We start from the raw sequence: 24,566 nt of genomic DNA, 5'->3' as shown, positions 1-24,566 counted from the left end.
AGGGGAGATACACCGTTATGCCTGACACCTCGACTGCCATCGCCCAGATTCATATGCTCGACAGCGGCTATTCCCGCGAAGCCCGTTCCCTGTTGTACCAGGCCTACCGTCATGAGCCGACCTTCGCCTACATCTTTGAAGCCGAACGCTCCGGATACGAACAGCGCGTGCGCGCCACGGTGCGCGAGCTGGTCAAGCAGCACTTCTTCCAGAACTTGCCGGCCATCGGCCTGCTGGTCAACGACCGGTTGATTGGCATCGCCCTGATCGCGCCGCCGCAACGACGCCTGGGGATCACTGAAAGCTGGGCCTGGCAGTTGCGCATGTGGCTGAGCACCGGTGTGCGTGGTACCCGACGCTATCTGGAATACCATCAGGCAGTGCTGGCGTGCCTGCCGTCGGAGTCGGTGCATGTACTGCCGTTGCTGGGAATTCACCCGCAATTTCAGGGTAAGCACTTTGGCGAACAGTTGCTTGAGGCGGTGCATAACTGGTGCGCCGAAGACCCCAACTCCACCGGAGTGGTGCTGGACACCGGCAATTCGCGCTACCTGGACTTCTACAAACGTCAGGGTTATGAAGAAATTGGCGAGGTCGCTGTAGGACCTATTCGTGAACACGTGTTTTTTCATCCGAATCCACAGGCGTTACAGGCAGCAACGGTTTAAGACAGAATTATTCAGACAAATCCGGGTTCTAAGATGCTCCCAAGCTCGTGTAGCATCCGCGCCTATGAAGTTTCCCGGAAGATTTACCAGCGGCTTGATTCTGCTGTTCACAAGCTGCGGCGCGTTGGCGCAAAGCGAATTGGACGTGCGGATCAAGCCTTCAAACGACGTGCTGAAAGCCAACATCGAAGGCTATATTGGCGGGGTGGGCGATCGTGACGAAGAAGCCTTGTTGCGCTTTAGTCACGGTGCCGAAGAGCAGGCCCGCAAGGCCGCCCAGGCGCTGGGCTTTTATCAGCCGCAGATCGCCAGTGACGTCACGGGCGGGAAGAACCCACGCCTGATCCTCACCATCGACCCCGGCGAGCCGGTGCACTTGCGCAATGTGACCATTCGCGTCGATGGCCAGGCTGCCAGCCTTAAATACTTTCGTGTGCCTGACAGCAATGAACTCAAGCCCGGTGCAGTGCTCAACCACGGCAGCTACGAAGACGCCAAGCGCCTGATCCAGAACCAGGCTTCCCGTTACGGCTTTTTCAGTGGCCGCTTTACCAGCCAAAAACTATCGGTCGCCCCCCTGGCGGGCGTGGCCGATATCGACCTTGTCTACGACAGCGGCCCGCGCTACACCCTGGGCAAGGTCAGCTTTGCCGGCAACACGCCGCTCGATGAAGACCTGTTGCAGCGCATGGTGCCGTTCCAGAGCGGCGCACCCTACGATTCCGAATTGATCGCCGAACTCAACCAGGCCCTGCAATCCAGTGGCTTTTTTGAAGGCGTGCGTGTTGATGCGGCACCTGCTGTTGCGGCCAATGATGTGATTCCAGTAGCGGTCCAGTTGGAAACCCGCAAGCCGCGAACCATGGGCCTGGGCCTGGGCTTTTCCACGGACGTCGGCCCACGCGGCAAGGCCAACTGGACCCGCCACTGGGCCAATTCGCAGGGGCACAGCTATGGCTGGGAGGCCGAATTGTCGGCGCCTAGGCAGAACGTCGGTCTGTGGTACGACATTCCGCTTGACCCGCCGCTAACCGACAAACTGCGTTTCGCTGGTGGCTATCAAAATGAAGAACTGTCCAACACCGACACCCTGAGTAAACTGCTCACCTTCGGCCCTGAATGGCACAGCAAATTGCCCAGTGGCTGGACGCGGGTGATCTCCCTCAAATTGCAGCGCGAAGAGTATCGCCTGGGGGATGACTCGGGCATGAGCAATTTGCTGATGCCTGGCGTCAACTATTCCTACCTGCGCAGTGACAACCGTATCGATCCCCATAACGGCTATCGCCTGCAGTTTGATGCCAAGGTCGCCAAGGAGGGCTTGGGCTCTGACACCAACCTGCTTTACGGCACGGCGATAGTCAAAGGCTTGACCACCCTGTGGGACAACCACCGTTTTCTTGCTCGGGCACAGTTTGGTGGCAGTGCCACCAACGGCTACAAATCAGTGCCACCGTCCCTGCGCTTCTTTGCCGGTGGCGATCAGAGCGTGCGTGGCTATGAGTACCAGACCCTGTCGCCGGAAAACTCCGCGGGCGATCGCATCGGTGGTCGCTACATGGTGGCTGTGAGCGCCGAATATCAATACTCCATTGCCGAAAAATGGCGAATCGCGACCTTTATCGACCAAGGTAACTCCTTCAATAGCCTGGAGCTGCCGAGCCTGAAAACCGGCGTTGGCGTCGGTGTGCGTTGGGTATCGCCGGTAGGGCCGATCCGCCTCGACCTGGCCCATGCCCTGGAAGACCCGGGCGGCATTCGTTTGCACTTTTCCATGGGGCCTGAGCTGTGATACGTGGTTTGAAAATAGCGGGGCTGGCCGTTCTTGCGGTTTTTGCGGTGTTGTTTCTGGCGCTGTGGACGGTGCTGGGCACGCAAGTCGGCAGTCGCTGGGTGCTGAATCAAGTACCGGGCTTGACCGTCGACAACTTCCAGGGTCGCCTGGGCGGGCAATGGAGCGCTGATCATCTCCTGTGGCAGCAAGACAGCAGCCGGGTGGAACTCAATGCGCCCAAGTTCGACTGGTCACCTGGGTGCCTGATGCGCATGACGTTGTGCATTGATCAGTTGGACGTGGAACAAGTCAGCCTGCAATTTCCCCCTAGCACCGATGAAAGCAGCGGCCCCATTAGCCTGCCGGAGTTAAAATTGCCGCTGGCGATCCAGCTGGGTGACGTGCGCGTCGGTAGCCTGTTGTTCAACGGCAGCGAAGAGCTCAAGGACTTGCAACTGGCAGCCCACTGGACTGCCGAGGGGATGAAAATCGACTCGGTGCACTTGCAGCGGGATGACCTGACCCTGGAGTTGTCCGGTTTGCTGCAGCCGATTGGCGATTGGCCGTTGAGTGCGACCGGCAACCTGAGTTTGCCTTACGCTCCCGGTGGCGAACCTTGGGCCATTGCGCTCAAAGTCGATGGCGACTTGCTCAAGACCCTCAAACTCGATGCTGACAGCAGCGGCTATCTGCAAGGCAAACTCAGCGGCGAGCTGCAACCCCTGGTGGAAAACCTGCCAGCGCAAGTGCACATCACCGCCGACGGCTTCAAGGCCAGCGCCGATTTGCCCGACACCCTGCAACTCAATCAGCTTGATCTCACCGCCAAGGGCGACCTGAGCAGTGGCTACCAACTGCTGGGCAAAGCCGTCCTGCCGGCGGAAAAAGGCCCGGTGGACTTGCTTCTGCAAGGCCGCGTCGACGCCAAGGGTGCACAGCTCGCGGGCCTGGACTTGAACGCCGCAGACAAGCAAAGCCTCAAATTAAGCGCTCAACTGGATTGGCAGCAAGGCTTCAGCGCTGACGCCAAGGTCCACTGGCTGGACTTCCCCTGGCATCGCCTCTACCCGCTGATCGACGAACCCCAAGTGGTGTTGCGTGCCTTCGACGGTGAAGTCTTCTACAAGGACGGCAACTACCTGGGCAACTTCAAGGCCGACCTCGACGGCCCGGCCGGCAAGTTCAGCCTGGTCAGCCCGTTCAGCGGTGACCTCAAGCAAGTGTTCCTGCCGCAGTTGAAACTGGCTGCCGGCCAAGGCAAGGCCGAAGGGCACCTGAACCTGCAGTTTGCCGATGGCATTGCCTGGGATACCGCGCTGGACCTGTCGGCAATCAACCCGGCGTACTGGGTCGCGCAATTACCGGGCACCCTGGCCGGCCCATTGCGCAGCAAAGGCGAAATGAAGAACGGGCAGCTTAAGCTGAACGCCGATCTAGACCTCAAGGGCCGTTTGCGCGGCCAGCCAGCGGTGTTGCAGGCCAAGGCCGACGGTGCGGGCGAGCAATGGACCCTCGGCGCCCTGGATATTCGCCTGGGTGACAACCGCATCAACGGCAGCGGCAGCTTGCAACAGCGCTTGGCCGGGCAGATCGACATCAAACTGACGCGCCTGGCCCAACTGTGGCCGCAACTGCGCGGGCAGGTCAACGGTCGCCTCGATGTCGCCGGCACGTTGAAAGCGCCTCAGGGCAAGCTCAATCTGTTGGGCCAGCAATTGGCATTTGAAGACAATCGCCTGCAAAACCTGTCCCTGGATGCCAGCCTCGACAACGCCCAACGGGCAAAAATCGACCTCAAGGGCAGTGGCATTCAGGCCGGCGAAACCCAGGTCGGGACCTTCACCGCCAGCGCCCAGGGCGATATCAAAAGCCAGAAAGTGCAAGTGGACCTCGTCGGCCCGCTGGTCAAACTGGCCCTGGCCCTGGACGGCAATCTCGATAAAGGCAACTGGCGCGGCCGCCTGGCCAGCGGTGACGTACAAGCCGGTGGGCAGGATTGGAAGCTACAGGCTCCGGCGAAAATCGAGCGAATGGCTGATGGCAAGCTGACCCTTTCCGCTCATTGCTGGGTCTCCGGAGCGGCCAGTTTGTGTGGCGAAGATCAGCGCTTGATGCCCGAGCCCAAGCTGCGTTACCACCTCAAGCAATTCCCCATCGACAGCCTGGCGCAATGGCTGCCCAAGGATTTCGCCTGGCAGGGCAAACTCAACGCGGACGTGCAACTGGACCTGCCGGCCAGCGGCCCCAAAGGTGTGGTCTCGGTGGATGCCAGTGGCGGCACCTTACGGGTCAAGGACAAGGATCAATGGCTGGATTTTCCCTACGACACCTTGACGCTTGAAACCACCCTCAACCCCAAGCGTATCGACACCCAACTGAGTTTCCGGGGTGGCAAGCTGGGCGAGTTGTTGTTGCAGGCCCAAATCAATCCATTGCCGAAGAACAAACCGTTGACCGGCAATTTCAGCCTGACCGGCCTCGACCTGGCGGTGGCGCGGCCGTTTGTGCCTATGGTCGAGAAGCTCAACGGCAAACTCAATGGTAACGGGCGAATCTCCGGCAGCCTCCTGGCGCCTCAGGTCAACGGCAGCGTCAACCTGATCGGCGGCGAAATCTCCGGCCCTGAATTGCCCACCAGCTTCGAGGGCCTGAACATCCAGGCCTTGATCGCCGGCGAAAGCGTGCAACTCAACGGCGGCTGGCGCAGTGGCAAGGCCGGGCAGGGCACGGTCAAAGGCCAGATCGACTGGGGCCACACCCTGGCCGTGGACATCAACCTGCAAGGCACGCACCTGCCGGTCACCGTCGAGCCCTATGCGGCCCTGGAAGTGGCACCCGATCTGAAGATCACCATGAACAACGATAAGCTGACCATCTCCGGCAAAGTGCAGGTTCCCAAGGGCGAGATCACCGTGCGTGAGCTACCGCCGTCGACGGTCAAGGTCTCCGATGACACGGTGATCGTCGGCAGCCAGACCGAGGAGGGCAAGCCGCCGTTGGCGATGGCCATGGACATCGACGTGGTAGTGGGCGAGGACAAATTGAGCTTTGCCGGGTTCGGCTTGACGGCCAACCTGCAAGGCCATGTACACATCGGCGATAACATGGACACCCGTGGCGAACTGTGGCTCAACGATGGCCGTTACCGCGCCTACGGCCAGCGCCTCACCGTGCGCCGTGCGCGGCTGTTGTTTGCCGGTCCCCTTGATCAGCCGTACCTGGACATCGAAGCCATCCGCCAGACCGACGACGTAATCGCCGGTATCCGCCTGAGCGGCAGCGCCGAACAACCCACTACGCAAATATTCTCGGAGCCTGCCATGAGCCAGGAGCAGGCGCTGTCCTACCTGGTGCTGGGGCGCCCGCTGACTACCACCGGCGAAGACAACAACATGCTGGCCCAGGCGGCGCTGGGCCTGGGGTTGATGGGTAGCGCCGGGGTGACTTCGGACATTGCCAAGAACCTGGGAATCCAGGACTTTGAACTCGACACTCAGGGCAGTGGCAACAACACCGCCGTGGTGGCCAGCGGCAAGATCTCGGAAAAGCTCAGCTTGCGCTATGGCGTCGGGGTGTTTGAACCGGCCAGTACCATTGCGCTGCGTTACTTGCTGAGTAAAAAGGTTTACCTGGAAGTGGCCAGCGGTGTGGCCAGTTCGCTGGATATCTTCTACAAGCGGGATTTCTAAACCCTGCCCCTTATAGGAGCGAGCTTGCTCCTATAAGGGATAACCCTCTATCCGTCGGATACCAAGCACCCTAACTATTTGTTTGACATTGGCTGCCTAGGCAGTAATATCTTGTCATACATTCACTGCCTAGGCAGTTAATAGGTAGGTCTCGATGAAACACTTCACCCCCGAAAACTTCCACAACTGCCACCTCGGCCTCCTGTTGGGTCGCGCCGCCTTGCTCAAGGACCGCATCATCGACACCCATATGGAGCCCTACGGCATCACCGCCGCGCAGTTCAAGGTGTTGATCATCATGGCCCAGTTCGGCGTCGATACCCCGGCGCAGCTATGCGCGCACCTGTCCCTGGACAGCGGCTCCATGACTCGCATGCTCGACCGCCTGGAGCAAAAAGACCTGTTGGCGCGCAAGCGTTCCGAGCAGGACCGGCGTCAGGTGCAACTGGTGCTGACGGTGGAAGGCCAGCATCTGGCGGACATGCTCCCGCACATCGGGGCGCAGGCCTTGAACCAGCTGGCGGGGGCCTTGGAACCGGGGGAATTGAAAACCCTGGAACATATTTTGAAGAAGATTCTGATAGCGGCGGGTGATCCCATCACCATCCAGCGCTTAGGTGATAAATGAACAGTCGTGCCCTCTGCCTTATATTGGTGGTCATGAGTGTTGCCGGTTGTGCCAACTTCAGCGGCCTGGACACCCAAGGCAAAACGCTCGAAGCCAATAACCTGCAAGCGGGTAAATCCCTCAGTGGCGTGCCCCTGTCGCCAGCCGCCTGGCCAAAAAACGACTGGTGGAAAAGCCTCGGCGACCCACAGCTCGACGGCCTGATCCAGGAGGCCCTGCGCGACAGCCCTGATATGCAAGTGGCCAGCGCCCGAGCCCATCAGGCCGAAGCAGCGGCCTACGCTGCAGACGCCGCACGCATGCCGACCCTGGATGCCAGCGCTGGTATTAGCCGCTCGCGCCTGGCCAAGGATCAGGACCCGTTGGGCCAGGGTGATGCCTACGCCACCGTGCGTAACATCGGTGCCAGCTTCAATTACAACTTCGACCTGTGGGGTGGCCAGCGTGCTGCCTGGGAAGCGGCCCTCGGCCAGGCTCGCGCCGCCGAAGTCGACCAGCAGGCTGCGCAGTTGACCCTGGCCGCCGACGTGGCGCGGGCCTACAGCGATCTTGGTCAGGCCCATATTCTCCATGACCTGGCCAACGACGACCTCAAGCGTACGCGGCAGATGCTCAACCTGAGCAAGCGCCGCCTGAGTTCCGGGATCGACAGCCAGTATCAATACCAGCAAACCGAAAGCCTGCAAGCCAGCTCCGAGTCGCAATTGATCGACGCCGAGAAAAAGCTGCAGAGCGCGAAAATCGCCCTGGCGGTACTGCTCGGCAAAGGCCCGGACCGTGGCAACGAGTTGACCCGCCCGAATGTACTGACACCCAGCGCAGTCGCCGTGCCTTCGGTGCTGCCAGCCGAACTGCTGGGCCGGCGTCCTGACCTGGTGGCCGCCCGTTGGCGAGTCGAAGCGGCGAGCAAGAATATCGTCGCCGGCAAGGCCAACTTCTATCCCAATCTCAACCTGAGCGCGAGCGCCGGGGCTGAGTCGTTACTGGGAGATGCCATGTTCGGTTCCGCCAGCCGCTTCTTCAACATCGCCCCCACTGTGTCCCTGCCGATTTTCGACGGTGGCCGTCTGCGTGCCGATCTCGATTCCCGAGACGCCGACTACGACCTGGCGGTGGCCCAGTACAACAAAAGCCTGGTGAAAGCGTTGGGGGATGTCAGCGACAGCCTCTCGCAACTGCGGGACATCGGTCGGCAGATCCAGGCTCAGCAACACGCCACGGACATTGCTCAGGATTCCTACAACACCGTGGTTCAGCGTTACGGCTCAGGTATCGGTAATTACCTGGACGTGCTCAGCATCGAACAGCAACTGCTGCAGGCCCAGCGCCAGTTGGCCAGCCTGAATGCCGAGCAAATCGATCTTTCGATTCAATTGATGCAGGCCCTGGGTGGTGGTTTTCACACCGATAACGTGGCGTCGACCACTCCTGCCACGCGCACTGAATAATTCAAGGTACTTGTCATGGCCACTGCCCAAACAACCAACACCACAGAACAACCCAACGACAGCAATCCGCGCAAACGCAAAATCATGCTGTTGGGCCTGGCGCTGATCGTCATCCTCGGCATCGTGGGCGTCTGGGGCTGGCATGAACTTTACGGGCGCTGGAGCGAAAGCACCGACGACGCCTACGTCAACGGCAACGTGGTGGAAATCACCCCGCTGGTCACCGGCACCGTGGTCAGCATCGGCGCCGACGATGGCGACCTGGTTCATGAAGGCCAGGTGTTGATCAACTTCGACCCCAACGATGCCGCCGTCGGCCTGCAAAGTGCCCAGGCCAACCTGGCGCGCACCGTGCGCCAGGTGCGGGGCTTGTACAGCAATGTCGACGGCATGAAAGCCCAGGTCCTGGCGCAGAAAGCCGAAGTGCAAAAGGCCCAGGACAACTACAACCGTCGGAAAAACCTGGCCCAGGGCGGGGCGATTTCCCTCGAAGAACTGTCCCATGCCCGTGACGACCTGACCTCGGCGCAGAATGCCCTGGCCAACGTCCAGCAGCAGTTCAAGACCTCCAGTGCGCTGGTGGATGATACGGTGATTTCTTCCCATCCAGACGTGCAGGCCGCCGCTGCGCAACTGCGTCAGGCCTACCTGAGCAACGCCCGCAGTACCTTGATCGCGCCGGTCACCGGTTATGTAGCCAAGCGCACTGTGCAACTGGGCCAGCGTGTGCAGCCGGGTACCGCGCTGATGGCGGTCATCCCGCTGGACCAGTTGTGGATCGACGCCAATTTCAAGGAAACCCAACTGCGCCAAATGCGCATTGGCCAGCCTGTGGACATCGAAGCTGATATCTATGGCAGCGACGTGAAGTACAGCGGCACCATCGACAGCCTCGGCGCCGGGACCGGCAGTGCCTTCGCCTTGCTGCCGGCGCAGAACGCCACCGGCAACTGGATCAAGATCGTGCAACGGGTGCCGGTACGGATCCATATCAATGCCGAAGAGTTGGCCAGGAATCCTTTGCGAGTCGGCTTGTCGACCCTGGTCAATGTCGATCTGCACGACCAGAGCGGCCCGGTACTGGCGCAACAACCGCCGCAAAAAGCCTCGTTCAGCACCAACGTGTACGACCGGCAGTTGGTCGAAGCCGACGCGATGATCACCCAACTGATTCATGACAACAGTGTGGCGGCTCCCAAGGCCGCGCAGCGCTAATGAGCAATAACGCCTCCTTCACGCCGCCCAGCTTGCTGATGGCCACCATCGGCCTGTCCCTGGCGACCTTCATGCAGGTGCTCGACACCACCATCGCCAACGTGGCGTTGCCGACCATTTCCGGCAACCTTGGGGTGAGTTCGGAGCAGGGCACCTGGGTCATCACCTCGTTCGCCGTCAGCAACGCTATTGCCTTGCCGTTGACCGGCTGGCTGAGCCGCCGCTTCGGTGAGGTTAAGCTGTTTTTGTGGGCCACCATCCTGTTCGTGCTGGCCTCGTTTCTCTGCGGCATCTCCACGTCGATGCCCGAGCTGATCGGTTTTCGCGTACTGCAAGGTCTGGTTGCAGGGCCCTTGTACCCGATGACCCAGACGTTGTTGATCGCGGTCTATCCGCCGGCCAGGCGCGGTATGGCCCTGGCGTTGTTGGCGATGGTCACGGTGGTGGCGCCGATTGCCGGGCCTATCCTCGGCGGCTGGATTACCGACAGCTACAGCTGGCCGTGGATCTTCTTTATCAACGTGCCTATCGGCATCTTTGCGGTAATGGTGGTGCGCTCGCAGTTAAGGAAGCGGCCGGTGGTCACCAGTTACCAGCCGATGGACTATGTCGGGCTGTTGAGCCTGATTGTCGGGGTCGGCGCTTTGCAGATCATCCTCGACAAGGGCAACGATCTGGACTGGTTCGAGTCGAACTTCATCATCATCGGCGCGGTGATCTCGGTGGTTGCCCTGGCGGTGTTCGTGATCTGGGAAATGACCGATAAACACCCGGTGGTCAACCTGCGGCTGTTTGCTCATCGCAACTTCCGCATCGGCACTATCGTATTGGTGTTTGGCTACGCGGGGTTCTTCGGGATCAACCTGATCCTGCCGCAATGGTTACAGACCCAGATGGGCTACACCGCTACCTGGGCAGGCCTGGCCGTGGCACCGATCGGCATTTTGCCGGTGTTGATGTCGCCGTTTGTCGGAAAGTACGCCCACAAGTTCGACCTGCGGCTGTTGGCCGGGCTGGCATTCCTGGCGATTGGCCTGAGCTGCTTTATGCGTGCCGGCTTCACCAATGAAGTGGACTTCCAGCACATCGCTCTGGTGCAGCTGTTCATGGGCATCGGTGTGGCGCTGTTCTTTATGCCGACCTTGAGCATTCTGATGTCCGACCTGCCGCCGCACCAGATCGCCGATGGCGCGGGCCTGGCGACCTTCCTGCGGACCCTGGGCGGCAGCTTTGCGGCGTCGCTGACTACCTGGATCTGGATTCGCCGGGCGGATCAGCATCATGCCTACATGAGCGAGAGCATGAGTACCTACGACTCTGCGACACGAGATGCCCTGAATACTTTGGGCGGTGCCAGTCACCAAGCGTATGCGCAGTTGGATCAGATACTGACCAGCCAGGCGTACATGATGTCCACCGTGGATTACTTCACGTTGATGGGGTGGATGTTCATGGGATTGATTCTGCTGGTGTGGTTGGCCAAACCACCGTTTACCGCGAAGGCGGGGCCGGCGGCGAGCGGACACTAGGTTAGGTGTTTTAACACTGTGGCGAGCGGGCTTGCCTGCTCGCCACAACAAGCCCGCTCATCACAGGGATATTCAGCTTCCAGGCAACGCCAACTGCGGATTCACAAAATCAAACGCCGCCAACTGAAATCCTTGCTCATCCACCTGCAACGCCCAACCCTGCTTGTCCCAATCCCCCAGCACAATGCGCTTGGCCGCTTGATCGCCAATCTGCAACTTGTGAATGGCCGGGCGATGGGTATGCCCATGCACCAGCGTGTGCACGCCAAACGCCTGCATCACCCGCGGCACTTCCTCGGGCGTCACATCGACAATGTCGTTGGCTTTCATCCGCGTCTGGGCACGACTTTCACTGCGCAGCTTGCGCGCCAGTTTGTGTCGGGCCCCCAAGGGCAGGTGACGCAGGATAAACAGGGTAATGGGGTTGCGCAGGATGCGCCGCAGCTTCATATAGCCGATGTCGCGGGTGCAGAGGCTGTCGCCGTGCATCAATAGCACTGGCTCGCCATAAAACTGCACGACAGTGGGGTCCTTGAGCAAGGTGGCGCCTGCAGCTTTGCAGAACACCTTGCCCAGCAGGAAATCACGGTTGCCGTGCATCAGAAAAATCGGGGTGCCGCTGTCGCTCAGCTCACGCAGAGCCGTGCAAATGGAGCGCTGGAAGGGCGTCATCGCATCGTCGCCAATCCAGGCTTCGAAGAAGTCCCCCAGAATGTACAACGCCTGCGCGGAGCGAGCGCGGCCTTTCAGTAAATCCAGAAACGCCCGGGTAATGTCCGGGCGCTCCTCTTCCAGATGCAAATCTGAAATCAGCAGTATCACGCTTCGATGATCTCGGCTTTCTCGATGATCACGTCTTCTGCGGGTACGTCCTGGTGGCCGGATTTCATGGTGGTGGAAACACCCTTGATCTTGTCCACGACGTCGGTGCCTTCAACTACTTTGGCAAATACCGCGTAGCCCCAGCCCTGAGTAGTCTTGGCGCTGTGGTTGAGGAAGCTGTTGTCTGCCACGTTGATGAAGAATTGAGCGGAGGCCGAATGCGGCTCCATGGTACGAGCCATGGCGACAGAGTACTTCACGTTGGGCAGACCGTTGTCCGCTTCGTTCTGGATGCTTGGGCGCTTGTCTTTCTTTTCTTTCATGCCCGGCTCGAAACCGCCGCCCTGGACCATGAAGTTGCCGATGACACGGTGGAAAACAGTGTTTTCGTAGTGGCCTGCTTTAACGTATTCGATGAAGTTGGCAACGGTAATCGGTGCTTTTTCAGCGTTCAGTTCCAGAACGATGTCGCCATGGTTGGTGGTCAGTTTGACTTGAGTCATGTTCGCTACTCTTTCAAGGAATTCGTGGATTCGGGCGTTTTTGGCGCCGCTACCTGTTTGGCCAAACGACGGCCAAGGTGCGCAGTTTAGCGTGACCTGCAGGAATTTCGAGGTGGTTTTTTACCGCCCATACAATAAATGAAGCAGTTTTTGGCCGCGCTCTGTCAGGTGATTGACAGCATCGGCTATGATAAGCCCTTTGTTTTAGGCCTACCCCGGCCACGTACTTCGTCTGTTCAAGGATCCTATGAGCAAGCCCACTGTCGACCCTACCTCGAATTCCAAGGCCGGACCTGCCGTCCCGGTCAATTTCCTGCGCCCGATCATCCAGGCGGACCTGGATTCGGGCAAGCACACGCAGATCGTCACCCGCTTCCCGCCAGAGCCCAACGGCTACCTGCACATCGGTCACGCCAAGGCGATCTGTGTCAACTTCGGCCTGGCCCAGGAGTTCGGTGGCGTCACGCACCTGCGTTTCGACGACACCAACCCGGCCAAGGAAGACCAGGAATACATCGACGCCATTGAAAGCGACATCAAGTGGCTGGGCTTTGAATGGTCCGGTGAAGTGCGCTATGCCTCGCAGTATTTCGACCAGCTGTACACCTGGGCCGTTGAGCTGATCAAGGCCGGCAAGGCCTACGTTGACGACCTGAGCCCGGAGCAAGCCAAGGAATACCGTGGCAGCCTGACCGAGCCTGGCAAGAACAGCCCGTTCCGCGACCGTTCGGTTGAAGAAAACCTGGACTGGTTCGCCCGCATGAAAGCCGGCGAGTTCAAGGACGGCGATCGTGTACTGCGGGCCAAGATCGACATGGCCTCGCCGAACATGAACCTGCGCGACCCGATCATGTACCGCATCCGTCACGCTCACCACCACCAGACCGGTGACAAGTGGTGCATCTACCCCAACTACGATTTCACCCACGGTCAGTCGGACGCCATCGAAGGCATCACCCACTCCATCTGCACCCTGGAGTTCGAAAGCCACCGCCCGCTGTACGAATGGTTCCTCGACAGCCTGCCCGTACCGGCGCACCCGCGTCAGTACGAGTTCAGCCGCCTGAACCTGAACTACACCATCACCAGCAAGCGCAAGCTCAAGCAACTGGTCGATGAAAAGCACGTCTTCGGTTGGGACGACCCACGCATGTCCACGCTGTCGGGTTTCCGCCGCCGTGGCTACACGCCAAAATCGATCCGCAACTTCTGTGACATGGTCGGCACCAACCGTTCCGACGGTGTGGTGGACTTCGGCATGCTGGAATTCAGCATCCGTGACGATCTCGACCACAGCGCACCACGCGCCATGTGCGTGCTGCATCCGCTGAAAGTTGTGATCACCAACTACCCGCAAGGCCAAGTCGAGAACCTCGAACTGCCGTGCCACCCGAAAGAAGACATGGGCGTGCGTGTATTGCCGTTTGCCCGTGAAATCTACATCGACCGTGCAGACTTCATGGAAGAGCCGCCAAAAGGCTTCAAGCGGCTGGAGCCCAACGGCGAAGTGCGCCTGCGCGGCAGCTACGTGATCCGTGCTGACGAAGCGATCAAGGACGCCGATGGCAACATCGTCGAGTTGCGTTGCTCCTACGATCCGCAAACCCTGGGCAAGAACCCTGAAGGCCGCAAGGTCAAGGGCGTGGTGCACTGGGTGCCGGCTGAGGCCAGCATCGAATGCGAAGTGCGCCTGTACGATCGTCTGTTCCGTTCGGCCAACCCTGAGAAGGCCGAAGACAGCGCCAGTTTCCTGGACAACATCAACCCTGACTCGCTGCAAGTTCTTACAGGTTGTCGTGCTGAGCCATCACTTGGCAACGCACAGCCGGAAGACCGTTTCCAGTTCGAGCGCGAAGGTTACTTCTGCGCGGATATCAAGGACTCGAAACCTGGTCAGCCGGTATTCAATCGTACCGTGACCTTGCGTGATTCGTGGGGCCAGTGATCATGCAGGCCTGACCGGCTTTGCATAGAGAGAAGGAATTGTTGTGCTAACGATCTACAACACGCTCAGCAAGAGCAAAGAAGTCTTCAAGCCTTTGGATGGCAACAAGGTGCGCATGTACGTCTGCGGCATGACCGTGTACGACTACTGCCATATCGGCCACGGCCGCAGCATGGTTGCCTTTGACCTGGTGACCCGCTGGTTGCGTTTCATCGGTTATGACCTGACGTATGTACGTAACATCACGGACATCGAAGACAAGATCATCAATCGGGCCCGCGAGAACGGCGAGCCGTTCGACGTGCTGACCGAGCGCATGATCACCGCGATGCACGAGGACGAGGCGCGCCTCAACATCCTCAAGCCGGACATGGAGCCTCGCGCCACGGATCATATCCCTGGCATGCTGACCATGATCCAGACCCTGATCGACAAGGGTTACGCCTACGCCCCGGGCAATGGCGACGTGTACTACCGCGTCGCCAAGTTCATGGGCTACGGCAAGCTGTCGCGCAAGAAAATTGAAGACCTGCGTATCGGTGCGCGGATCGAAGTCGACGAAGCCAAACAGGACCCACTGGACTTCGTCCTGTGGAAAGGCGTCAAGCCCGGCGAGCCGAGCTGGGAGTCACCATGGGGCGCCGGGCGTCCGGGCTGGCACATCGAATGCTCGGTGATGTCCACCTGCTGCCTGGGCGAGACCTTCGACATTCATGGCGGCGGCAGCGATCTGGAGTTCCCGCACCACGAAAACGAAATCGCCCAAAGCGAAGCGGCCACCGGCAAGACCTACGCCAACGCGTGGATGCATTGCGGCATGATTCGCATCAATGGCGAGAAGATGTCCAAGTCCTTGAACAACTTCTTCACCATCCGCGATGTGCTGGAAAAGTACCACCCGGAAGTTGTGCGTTACCTGCTGGTGTCGAGCCACTACCGCAGCGCCATCAACTACTCGGAAGACAACCTCAAGGATGCCAAGGGCGCCCTGGAGCGTTTCTACCACGCGTTGAAAGGCCTGCCGACCGTTGCTCCTGCTGGCGGCGAAGCGTTCGTTGAGCGTTTCACCCAGGTGATGAACGACGACTTCGGTACGCCGGAAGCATGCGCAGTGCTGTTCGAAATGGTGCGTGAGATCAACCGACTGCGCGAGAGTGATCTTGATGCGGCGGCCGGTTTGGCGGCGCGCTTGAAAGAGCTGGCCAGTGTGCTGGGCGTCCTGCAAATGGAAGCCGATGACTTCCTGCAAGCGGGTGCTGAAGGCCGCGTTGATGCCGCTGAAGTGGATGCGCTGATTCAGGCGCGTTTGACTGCCCGGGCTAACAAGGACTGGGCTGAGTCTGACCGAGTTCGTGACCAACTTACTGCGATGGGTGTGGTGCTGGAAGACGGGAAGGGTGGGACGACTTGGCGGTTGGCTGATCAGGGTTGATTACCCGCTGAATGAAAACGCCCCGACTGGTTCGGGGCGTTTTTGTGTGAGATTTGGGGGGGCTTGCCTGTGGCTTTTCTTGTGGCGACCTGGATGTTGGGCTCAATTAGAATGAGGCGCTCCCAGCGCGCGCCGAGTCGTTTTTGCTCCTGGATGGCTTATGTACGCTCGGCTCACGCATTCCCAAGAAGCTCGCCTAGCCAGCCTTCTGATGTAACAAACTAATTCACGGATATTTACCTACAGAGTAGATCCTTATACGATACGGCTGACTCTACTGCTCTCCATCGGGTCGGAACAAACTAAGGTTGTTCAGTGTATGGCAAGGCGACTTAATAAGTGGTGTTTTGTAGTTGCACAAAATATCGCGCAGGCACATAAGCAGCGCAGCTGTATGCGGGTCCGATCATTTCTATACTTACATATAATACTATTGAGTGTCTGAGCGATGAGCAGTACTGATTTACTAGTCGACAATTCTAAACTATTCAGCATAGTTATAGTAAATTACAAGACACCAGAAATTACCAGAATATGCTTGGACTTATTGCGAAAGCATGTGGGTGACAGTAACATCCCAATATGGGTGGTTGACAACTACTCCGCCGATGAGAGTACCGAGTATTTGCGGGCACTTGACTGGATCAACTTAATCGAGCGTACTGCTCTTGAACCAGAGCCGGGCCATATCGCGCATGGCAAAGCACTTGACATGGTTTTGGAGCGAATTGAAACTGATTATTTATTCCTGATGCACACCGATACGTTTGTTTTCGATAAAAACGTTTTCTCGATGATGCTAAATAAATGCATTAAAAACCCAAAAGTCGTAGCCGTCGGCTGTGTAGAACAATTAAATCGTGGCACCGTGAGAACCATTTGGCGCTTTAGCTCGCGACTCTTCAAACACCATTTCAGACATCTGAAAGTTTCCCTGGGATTACGATCCAGAGAACCAAAGCCGTATAAAGAAGTCTACTTGAAGAGTTTTTGTACGTTGTGGAACTGCAAACTTATCAAGCAGCACGGCATGCATTTTTCGATGGATGATCGTGTGCCTGGTTATACCCTCCAAGACCGCATGACCGAGCTTGGCTATGTCATTGAAATGTTATCGCCACGTAAAATTTTCAGCTACCTAGATCACATTCAGGCCGGTACTGTCGCAGCAGCTGGCGGCTATGGAGAGACTCATAGACGAACCAATATGTACAACAGTATCCTTAAGCGTATGAACAAGAAAGACAGCAATAGTTAAGCTTCGAAGCCGCACGGCGAGTAGTGTGTGCGACACTGTTTGAGTGTCATCCACAGATCTTTATATTAAGTTATTGGAGCGGTAATGGCACCCATCACTCAAACACTACCCGTCACCCTCTCCCCGGAGCTTGATTTCGACCAGAACGCCGCCAGCGCTTTTGGTTGTTCACTTGCCAGTCGCTATGTCCAGGCTACGCCATTTCCGCATATAGTAATCGATGATTTTTTACAGGCAGACCTGATTGCGAGTATCTGCTCGCACTTCCCAGTCGAGCCGACTAACAACGAAATGCTCTACGAGCGCGGCTATAAAGGCCAACGTAAACGTCAAATAAGTCCCAACGAATGCTCCCCATTTTTGAAGATTCTTTTCAACGCTTTTAACTCAGCCCCCATGTTGCAGTTTCTTGAAAAGCTCACGGGCATCGAAGGTTTGATCCCCGATCCCTATTTCACCGGTGGTGGGCTGCATGAAACAAAAAGTGGTGGTTTCCTAGGGGTGCACTCAGATTTCAGGCTCAACAAGAAACTTAATGTTGAACGCAGGCTGAATGTCATAATTTACCTGAATGAGGACTGGCAAGAGGAATACGGCGGTAATCTGGAGCTTTGGGATGTCGACATGAAAATGTGTCTTGAAAAGATCCTGCCAATTTATAACCGCTGCGTCATTTTTAACACAGACAAAGATAGCAATCATGGGCACCCAGAGCCATTGACGACTCCGGAGCACATCACGCGCAGGTCTATTGCACTTTATTACTATACAGCACAAGCCATGGCGGTCGATCCCGCACAAAGAAACAAAACCCATTACAAGCCGAGGCCAAAAGATCGATTAAGTCTCAAGTATTATATTAACAAACTAGTCAAGAAAAAGAACTAATCTATATCGCTAAGGAAGGTCTGAAGTGTGGGTAGGGGCAAATATAGTTGTCCCGTTTAGGGGCTGGCTACTATAAAGAGGCAGCCCAGCGTGCACAAAAATCATGTTGCTCCTGGATGTTGTTGGTTATGTTATTTTCATCATAATCAAAAATATAGACCAGCTTCCCGTCCGGTTGGCCCATTGTCAGTTCATATGCAACAAGCCCGTTTGACATGTGCGATGACATTCCAGAAGTATGCACGTTGACTTTAGCTCCCTTGCATAAAAATCTTGTGTCTTTAACGTCCGCTCTTAGTAGGCCAAGGCAGTCATACAGATCGCTGGCTGTATAAGTTTTCTTGAGTCCGTTATCTAGTAATAGGGTTAGAGCTGGTTTGCCACCCTCATATTCTATTGTCGAACTTCCACGAGTATTATTTTTGATGGTGATGATTTCTATTGATTTCATGGTTGTCCTCTGTTGGCGTTTAGCCGTGTGTATTTCTCTCGGCGCCTACTGACGCTAGCCAGTCTTTATAGAATTCCGTCTGTTCTTGCGGGTTGTTTGTCAGGTTGTGTTCTTCATGATCAAATATATGAACCATATCTTCCCGTGTAGGACGTTTTCCCATGGTTAGTTCGTATGCAACCATGCCACCGCTCATTTGCGTGTCCATTCTATTTCCTATTCGAAAGCGTAAAGTGGCATATTTATTTTGTTCCTTGTCGTGTAATTAGGTTTGTCATTTTTTGTTGCTCGCCATTGAGAAGGTGTTTCGAGACTGGCCGAGTAAGGTTCTTCCTTCCAGTAAGTCTGAGCTAGTAGGTAGACGTCTTTTAGGAATTCTCTTGGGCTGTCGAGTTCATACCACTCATTTCTTGGCCAAGAAATGTGCTCATCTTCATCTATTTCAAATAGGCCTTGAAAATCATAATTCTCGTCATCTAAAGCGTTTTTTAAAGCCTCTATCAACGTATGTTTATGTCTATAAGAAAGGTAATTTAAATTTAAGGCGTAATTTTGTATGAGCGTCTTTCTGTCTTCCTTATTGTTGGGGTCGTATTTTTCGAGCTCTTGCCCAAGATTGTGCTCACGGTCGTATACATCAAAAACACCTATAAACCACATAAGGCTTGGGTCGAATGGATCATTTAAGAAAGGGTCTTTTAGCATTATTTTTTCTCGCTAGGGAAAGCGGTAAATGGTCTCGTGCTGTCGGCTTTGTCAAATTTAACTTCGAACCAGTTTAGTTGCTCATTGTAGGTAGGGTTCTGCTTGTCTTTTTTATTCGGTCGGTAACCACGTCCTGAATTAGGCTGCTCTAATCTGACTATGGGGCTTTTTTGCTGATCCTTTCCTGTGAAAGGATCCTGTCTTCGAATCGAGGGCAGCCAGCACCAGAAAGCCAATGGCTTTATTGGCCAGGGGATTCAAGAGGCCACCCGATGGGCCAGAACATTAGTCGGTTGCAACATCGGCGGTCCCTCGCGCTGTGTGATCAGGCGAGAGACTTTGGAGAGGTTTGCAAGAGAAAGAAGTCGGACTTATTCGTCAGTGCTGATAGGACGTTTCGTCAAATCATCGGCTACATCTGCGCTTCAACGTAGGAGTCAGCTGCCACCCTGGCGCAGACGCTTGTACAAGGTGTTGCGGCTCACGCCCAACTCACGGGCAAGATGGGAAATGTTGCCACCCAACGCTTTTAGCCGTTGATTGAGGTCCAGGTTGTCATCCAGAACTTCATTGGCGGGGAGCGGCGCCGCTACGTTGAGGTCCACAAAGAAATCATCCGGCAAGTGCTCCATCCGGATCGGCTGATCTTCAGCCATGGCCAGCGCCACCTGCATCACGCTGCTGACCTGGCGCAAATTGCCCGGCCACGGATGTTGATCGAACAGCGCCAGTACTTCGGCGCTCAGCCCAGCCCATTGGGTCGGTTCACGGTGTTGTTGCCACAATTGCTTGAACAGCGCCTGCTTGTCACTGCGCTCGCGCAAGGGCGGCAGTTCCAGGGTCAGGCCGCCGATGCGGTAATAGAGGTCTTCGCGAAAGCGGCCGATCTGTACCTGTTCGCGCAACGAGCGGTTGGTGGCGGAGATGATCCTCAAGTCCACCGGGAACAACTCGCTGCTGCCCACTGGCTGCACGCAGCGTTCCTGCAATACCCGCAGCAGTCGAGCCTGGGTTGGTAGGGGCATGTCGCCGATCTCATCAAGAAACAGAGTGCCTTTGTCGGCCTTGCGGATCAGGCCGATGCTGCCTTTCTGATTGGCGCCGGTGAACGCGCCTTTTTCGTAGCCAAACAGCTCCGATTCCACCAGCTCGGCAGGAATCGCTGCACAGTTGACGGCGATAAATGCTTGTTGGCTGCGGGAGCTGGCCTGGTGCAGGGCTTTGACGAACACTTCTTTGCCGACGCCAGTTTCACCGTGGATCAGCAGCGGAATATCCTTTTCTAGCAGCCGCTCGGCCTGGCGCACGGCCTTTTCCACACGGCTGTCGCCAAAGTGCAGGGTCTTGAGGCTGATAGGGGTGGCTACGACGGGCGTTGGATCGCTAAACACGCGGGCCTGGATCGGCGTTTGTTTGGGCCGCTTCAACAGGCATTGGAAGCGGTTGCGCCCGGCGGCTTGCAGGGCGAAGGGCAAGCCTTCGGGTTGGTTGAGCAGTTCCAGCAGCGACACCTTGAACAGGCTGTCGATCATCACCCGCGACAGGCTGATACCCAGCAGGTTGTCGGCACGGCGGTTGGCCGATAGCACCTGGCCGCTTTCATCAAAAATCAGCAAGCCGGCCCACTGGCTGTCGAGGTTGCTCAGGCCAGTATTGAAGGTTAGCTGGAAATGTTCTCCGCGAAACAGGTTGAGGATCAGCCGGTTTTCCACCGTCTGGCTCATCATCTTGACCATGCCCAGGGTGTGGGACGGCGGCAGGTAACTGTCGCTGGACACGTCCAGTACCGCGATGATCTCGCGCTTGGCGTCGAAGATCGGCGCCGCCGAGCCGGTCATGAAACGATTGGCCTTGAGGAAGTGTTCATCGTGCTCGATATGTACTGCCTGGGCACAGGCCAGGGCGGTGCCGATGGCGTTGGTGCCACTGGAGCGCTCCATCCAACTGGCGCCGGCGCTGAAGCCTCGGGCCAGTTTAGGCTCGATAAAACGTTGGGTGCCCCAGGAGGTCAGCACCTGGCCCTGGTTGTCGGCGAGCATGATCAGGCAGTTGGAGTTGCTGAGGATGTTCTCGTAATAGGGCAGGACTTCCTGGTGGGTGGTCTGCACCAGGGAATGCTGGCTTTCCAGCAGTTGACTGATGCCCTCGGCGGGCAGTTGATCGAAGCTCGGCGTGCTCTGATGATCCAGGCCAAAGGCGCGGCAGCGGCGCCAGGAGTCCTGGATGATGGTGTCGTGAGTCAGCAGTGGGGCAGGTGCGGCCATTTCTGTGACCTTCTTTTTATTGTTGTTTTTATGGGGCTCACTTCATAAGAGCGAGCTCCTACAGAGGCTCATTCAGTGTTGTTCAGAACTGTTCATTGTCAACCTAGAGGTTGTTCAATTGTTCAGTGCGGGATGTTCATTTCTGTTCAGCAGTGAACGCTGGGTTTGCCTTCCATTGACCAAATACCTTACTTATCAAGGGCCTGCGCTGGCTATTGGCTTTTGGCACGAAACTCGCTCTGACATTTCGATAGAACAACTCCAATAATAAAAAGGTCGTGTCATGTCATTGACCCTGGAACATGTCACCCGCGTTGTCGAAGGCCAGACCTGGATCGATGATGTCAATCTGCGCTTTGAAGCCGGCTCCTTCAACGTTCTGCTGGGCCGCACCCTGTCCGGCAAGACCAGCCTGATGCGCCTGATGGCCGGCCTGGACAAGCCAGGCAGCGGTCGCATCCTGATGAATGGTGTTGATGTCACCCAACAATCGGTGCGGTTGCGTAACGTGTCGATGGTCTACCAGCAGTTCATCAATTACCCGACCATGACCGTCTACGAGAACATCGCCTCGCCGTTGCGCCAGGCCGGTGTCTCGGCCGAGCAGATCCAGAGCAAGGTACTGGAAACCGCGAAGATGCTGCGCATCGAGAAGTTTCTGCAACGCCATCCCTTGGAACTATCCGGTGGCCAGCAGCAGCGCACGGCCATGGCCCGAGCGCTGGTCAAGGACGCCGAGTTGATCCTGTTCGATGAGCCGCTGGTGAACCTGGACTACAAACTTCGGGAAGAACTGCGTCAGGAAATGCGCGAACTGTTCAAGGCGCGACACACCATCGCCATTTACGCCACCACTGAACCCAACGAAGCACTGGCCTTGGGCGGCACCACCACGATCCTCCACGAAGGCCGGGTGATCCAGAGCGGCAAGGCCGCCGAGGTGTACCACCAGCCGCAAACGGTGCTGGCTGCCGAGTTGTTTTCCGAACCGCCGATCAATCTGATGCCGGGACGGATTAGTGGTAATGAAGTGAGTTTCGCCAACTTCGTGCATTTCCCGTTGAACGTCGACCTGCGGCCCATCGGTGAAGGTGAGTTCCGCTTTGGCGTGCGCCCCAGCCATATCAGCCTGGTGCCCAGCAATGATGATGACCTGGAGCTGGCGGTAACCGTGGAAGTCGCGGAAATCAGCGGCTCGGAAACGTTCCTGCATGTGCGCAGTGAACATTTTCTGCTGGTTTTGCATCTGCCTGGGGTTCACGAATACGACGTCGATGCGCCGATCCGGATCTATATCCCCACCCACAAATTGTTTGTATTCGATGGTCAGGGACGGTTAGTCCAGGCCCCCGGTCGACGTGTCGCGAGGGTTGCCTGATGGCCGAAATCCATTTGCAGAACCTGGCGCATAGCTACAGTCCTACGCCAACAGGCCCTGAGGACTACGCCATTCGCGAAATGAACCACGTCTGGGCACAGGGTGGCGCCTACGCGTTGCTTGGCCCCTCAGGCTGCGGCAAGTCCACCTTGCTCAATATCATCTCCGGCCTGCTCAGCCCGTCGGAAGGCCAAGTGATGTTCGACGGTAAGGTGGTCAACGAGCTGACCCCGGAAAAGCGCAACATCGCCCAGGTGTTCCAGTTCCCGGTGGTGTACGACACCATGACGGTGTTCGACAACCTGGCCTTTCCCTTGCGCAACCAGGGCATGGCACCCGCGAAAATTCACAGCAAGGTGCAGGAAATTGCCGAGGTCCTCGACCTGCAGGCCCTGCTGAGCAAAAAGGCTCGTAACCTCACTGCCGATGAAAAGCAAAAGGTCTCCATGGGCCGTGGGCTGGTGCGCGATGACGTGTCAGCGATCCTGTTCGACGAGCCGTTGACGGTGATCGACCCACACCTGAAATGGAAACTGCGGCGCAAGCTCAAGCAGATCCACGAGCAGTTCAACATCACCATGGTCTACGTCACTCACGACCAACTGGAAGCCTCGACCTTTGCCGACAAGATTGCGGTGATGTACGGCGGGCAGATCGTGCAATTCGGCACGCCACGGGAGTTGTTCGAGCGACCCAGTCATACCTTTGTCGGCTATTTCATCGGCAGCCCTGGGATGAATCTGATCGAAGTGCAGGCGGACGCCGGTGGCGTGTGCTTTGCCGGGACGCACCTGGCGTTGTCCGAGGTGCTGCAACAGCGGATCGCGCAAATGGACTACAAAAAACTGCAGGTCGGCATCCGCCCGGAGTTTATCCATGTCTGGGATGAGCCCACCCCCGATGCGTTGCAGGCTGATGTGGTCCACGTCGAAGACCTAGGCACCTACAAGATCATGACCCTGAACCTCGATGGCGCGCCGCTGAAAGTGCGTCTGGCCGAGGACAAACCGGTTCCAGAGGGCCGGGCGTCCATCAGCTTTCCCGCGCAATGGTTGATGGTCTATGCCGACGATTACCTGCTGGAGATGCAGCCATGAATAAGGTGCAGAACAATAAGGCCTGGTGGTTGGTGCTGCCGGTGTTTCTGCTGGTGGCCTTCAGCGCAGTGATTCCGATGATGACGGTGGTCAACTATTCGGTGCAGGACATTTTCGACCAGTCCAGCCGCTACTTTGTCGGCGCCGACTGGTACAAGCAGGTGCTGCTGGACCCGCGATTGCATGACTCGTTGCTGCGCCAGTTCATTTATTCCGCCTGCGTGCTGCTGATCGAGATTCCCTTGGGGATAGCCATTGCCTTGACCATGCCCACCAAGGGCCGCTGGTCGTCCCTGGTGCTGATCGTCATGGCGATTCCGTTGCTGATCCCGTGGAACGTGGTCGGCACCATTTGGCAGATCTTCGGTCGGGCCGATATCGGCTTGTTGGGCTCGACCCTCAATGCGATGGGCATCAGCTACAACTATGCCGCCAATACCATGGACGCCTGGGTCACGGTGCTGGTGATGGACGTCTGGCACTGGACCTCACTGGTGGCACTGCTGTGCTATTCGGGGCTGCGGGCGATCCCGGATGTGTATTACCAGGCGGCGCGTATTGATCGCGCATCAGCCTGGGCGGTATTCCGGCATATCCAGTTGCCAAAGATGAAGAGCGTGCTGCTGATCGCGGTGATGCTGCGCTTTATGGACAGTTTCATGATCTACACCGAGCCGTTTGTGCTGACCGGCGGGGGACCAGGCAATGCCACCACCTTTCTGAGCCAGACCTTGACCCAGATGGCCGTAGGGCAATTCGACCTGGGCCCGGCGGCGGCATTTTCCCTGGTGTATTTCCTGATCATCCTGTTGGTGTCCTGGCTGTTCTATACCGCCATGACCCACTCCGACGCCAATCGCTGAGGCCGCTAT

General features: G+C 57.2%; 20 protein-coding genes. 14 read left to right on the top strand and 6 right to left on the bottom strand.

Annotated elements, in window-relative coordinates:
* Positions 1-17 precede the first annotated feature (17 nt).
* From ACZRKZ_RS08390 to ACZRKZ_RS08360, 7 genes are all read left to right on the top strand, one after another.
* Positions 18-668, top strand: coding sequence for a GNAT family N-acetyltransferase (locus ACZRKZ_RS08390; protein WP_463981332.1), 651 nt, complete (start codon positions 18-20; stop codon positions 666-668).
* A gap of 64 nt (positions 669-732) precedes the next feature.
* Positions 733-2,460, top strand: coding sequence for an autotransporter assembly complex protein TamA (locus ACZRKZ_RS08385; RefSeq protein ID WP_463981331.1), 1,728 nt, complete (start codon positions 733-735; stop codon positions 2,458-2,460).
* A complete protein-coding gene (locus tag ACZRKZ_RS08380) occupies positions 2,457-6,131 on the top strand; it encodes a translocation/assembly module TamB domain-containing protein (RefSeq protein WP_463981330.1) in 3,675 nt (1,224 codons plus the stop codon). Before ACZRKZ_RS08385 ends, ACZRKZ_RS08380 begins: the two co-directional genes overlap by 4 nt.
* 154 nt (positions 6,132-6,285) lie before the next feature.
* On the top strand, positions 6,286-6,759 hold the full coding sequence (locus tag ACZRKZ_RS08375; protein WP_463981329.1) for a MarR family winged helix-turn-helix transcriptional regulator: 474 nt from the start codon (positions 6,286-6,288) through the stop codon (positions 6,757-6,759).
* Positions 6,756-8,207 carry an efflux transporter outer membrane subunit gene (locus tag ACZRKZ_RS08370; protein ID WP_463981328.1) on the top strand — a complete coding sequence of 484 codons (1,452 nt, stop codon included), beginning with the start codon at positions 6,756-6,758 and terminating at the stop codon, positions 8,205-8,207. The genes ACZRKZ_RS08375 and ACZRKZ_RS08370 overlap by 4 nt, the downstream gene beginning before the upstream one ends.
* 15 nt (positions 8,208-8,222) lie before the next feature.
* A complete protein-coding gene (locus ACZRKZ_RS08365; protein ID WP_463969444.1) occupies positions 8,223-9,422 on the top strand; it encodes an EmrA/EmrK family multidrug efflux transporter periplasmic adaptor subunit in 1,200 nt (399 codons plus the stop codon).
* A complete protein-coding gene (locus ACZRKZ_RS08360) occupies positions 9,422-10,951 on the top strand; it encodes a DHA2 family efflux MFS transporter permease subunit (protein ID WP_149413977.1) in 1,530 nt (509 codons plus the stop codon). The genes ACZRKZ_RS08365 and ACZRKZ_RS08360 overlap by 1 nt, the downstream gene beginning before the upstream one ends.
* A 72-nt stretch (positions 10,952-11,023) precedes the next feature.
* Here ACZRKZ_RS08360 and lpxH read toward each other — a convergent pair whose 3' ends face one another.
* Both lpxH and ACZRKZ_RS08350 read right to left on the bottom strand, forming a co-directional pair.
* Positions 11,024-11,773, bottom strand: a complete 750-nt coding sequence (lpxH, locus tag ACZRKZ_RS08355) for a UDP-2,3-diacylglucosamine diphosphatase (RefSeq protein WP_463981327.1) — start codon at positions 11,771-11,773, stop codon at positions 11,024-11,026.
* A complete protein-coding gene (locus ACZRKZ_RS08350) occupies positions 11,770-12,276 on the bottom strand; it encodes a peptidylprolyl isomerase (RefSeq protein ID WP_463981326.1) in 507 nt (168 codons plus the stop codon). Before ACZRKZ_RS08350 ends, lpxH begins: the two co-directional genes overlap by 4 nt.
* Before the next feature lie 247 nt (positions 12,277-12,523).
* On the opposite strand from ACZRKZ_RS08350, the gene ACZRKZ_RS08345 reads away from it, so the two are divergent.
* The 4 genes from ACZRKZ_RS08345 (at position 12,524) to ACZRKZ_RS08330 (ending at position 17,799) form a co-directional block, all read left to right on the top strand.
* Positions 12,524-14,221: a glutamine--tRNA ligase/YqeY domain fusion protein gene (locus ACZRKZ_RS08345; RefSeq protein WP_463981325.1), complete on the top strand. Its 1,698-nt coding sequence runs from the start codon at positions 12,524-12,526 to the stop codon at positions 14,219-14,221.
* 43 nt (positions 14,222-14,264) lie between these two features.
* Positions 14,265-15,653: a cysteine--tRNA ligase gene (cysS, locus tag ACZRKZ_RS08340; protein ID WP_463981324.1), complete on the top strand. Its 1,389-nt coding sequence runs from the start codon at positions 14,265-14,267 to the stop codon at positions 15,651-15,653.
* Between the two features lie 448 nt (positions 15,654-16,101).
* Complete coding sequence (locus ACZRKZ_RS08335) at positions 16,102-16,911, top strand: glycosyltransferase family 2 protein (RefSeq protein ID WP_463981323.1); 810 nt, start codon at positions 16,102-16,104, stop codon at positions 16,909-16,911.
* Between the two features lie 84 nt (positions 16,912-16,995).
* On the top strand, positions 16,996-17,799 hold the full coding sequence (locus ACZRKZ_RS08330) for a 2OG-Fe(II) oxygenase (protein WP_463969449.1): 804 nt from the start codon (positions 16,996-16,998) through the stop codon (positions 17,797-17,799).
* Between the two features lie 70 nt (positions 17,800-17,869).
* Here the strand turns inward: ACZRKZ_RS08330 and ACZRKZ_RS08325 are convergent, their stop codons facing one another.
* The 4 genes from ACZRKZ_RS08325 to ACZRKZ_RS08310 all read right to left on the bottom strand — a co-directional run bounded on the left by ACZRKZ_RS08325 (position 17,870) and on the right by ACZRKZ_RS08310 (position 21,219).
* Complete coding sequence (locus ACZRKZ_RS08325; protein ID WP_463981322.1) at positions 17,870-18,250, bottom strand: hypothetical protein; 381 nt, start codon at positions 18,248-18,250, stop codon at positions 17,870-17,872.
* A 19-nt stretch (positions 18,251-18,269) separates the two neighbouring features.
* Positions 18,270-18,458: a hypothetical protein gene (locus tag ACZRKZ_RS08320; RefSeq protein WP_463981321.1), complete on the bottom strand. Its 189-nt coding sequence runs from the start codon at positions 18,456-18,458 to the stop codon at positions 18,270-18,272.
* An 8-nt stretch (positions 18,459-18,466) separates the two neighbouring features.
* The gene (locus ACZRKZ_RS08315) at positions 18,467-18,955 is read right to left on the bottom strand and encodes a hypothetical protein (RefSeq protein WP_463981320.1); all 489 of its coding nucleotides are present in this window, start codon (positions 18,953-18,955) and stop codon (positions 18,467-18,469) included.
* A gap of 437 nt (positions 18,956-19,392) precedes the next feature.
* On the bottom strand, positions 19,393-21,219 hold the full coding sequence (locus ACZRKZ_RS08310; protein ID WP_463981319.1) for a sigma-54-dependent Fis family transcriptional regulator: 1,827 nt from the start codon (positions 21,217-21,219) through the stop codon (positions 19,393-19,395).
* Positions 21,220-21,502: 283 nt separating this feature from the next.
* Between ACZRKZ_RS08310 and ACZRKZ_RS08305 the strand changes: the two genes are divergently transcribed.
* Genes ACZRKZ_RS08305 through ACZRKZ_RS08295 form a run of 3 tightly spaced genes read left to right on the top strand, consistent with a single transcriptional unit; the run spans position 21,503 to position 24,557 of the window.
* Entirely contained in the window at positions 21,503-22,597 is a 1,095-nt protein-coding gene (locus tag ACZRKZ_RS08305; protein WP_463981318.1) for an ABC transporter ATP-binding protein, read from the top strand.
* Positions 22,597-23,694, top strand: a complete 1,098-nt coding sequence (locus ACZRKZ_RS08300; protein WP_463981317.1) for an ABC transporter ATP-binding protein — start codon at positions 22,597-22,599, stop codon at positions 23,692-23,694. The genes ACZRKZ_RS08305 and ACZRKZ_RS08300 overlap by 1 nt, the downstream gene beginning before the upstream one ends.
* Positions 23,691-24,557, top strand: coding sequence for a carbohydrate ABC transporter permease (locus ACZRKZ_RS08295; RefSeq protein WP_149414131.1), 867 nt, complete (start codon positions 23,691-23,693; stop codon positions 24,555-24,557). Before ACZRKZ_RS08300 ends, ACZRKZ_RS08295 begins: the two co-directional genes overlap by 4 nt.
* Positions 24,558-24,566 lie beyond the last annotated feature (9 nt).

It is taken from the genome of Pseudomonas sp. c313 (assembly GCF_055407145.1).
Note: the sequence above shows the minus strand (reverse complement) of the source record. Positions and strands in the feature narration are given on the sequence as shown.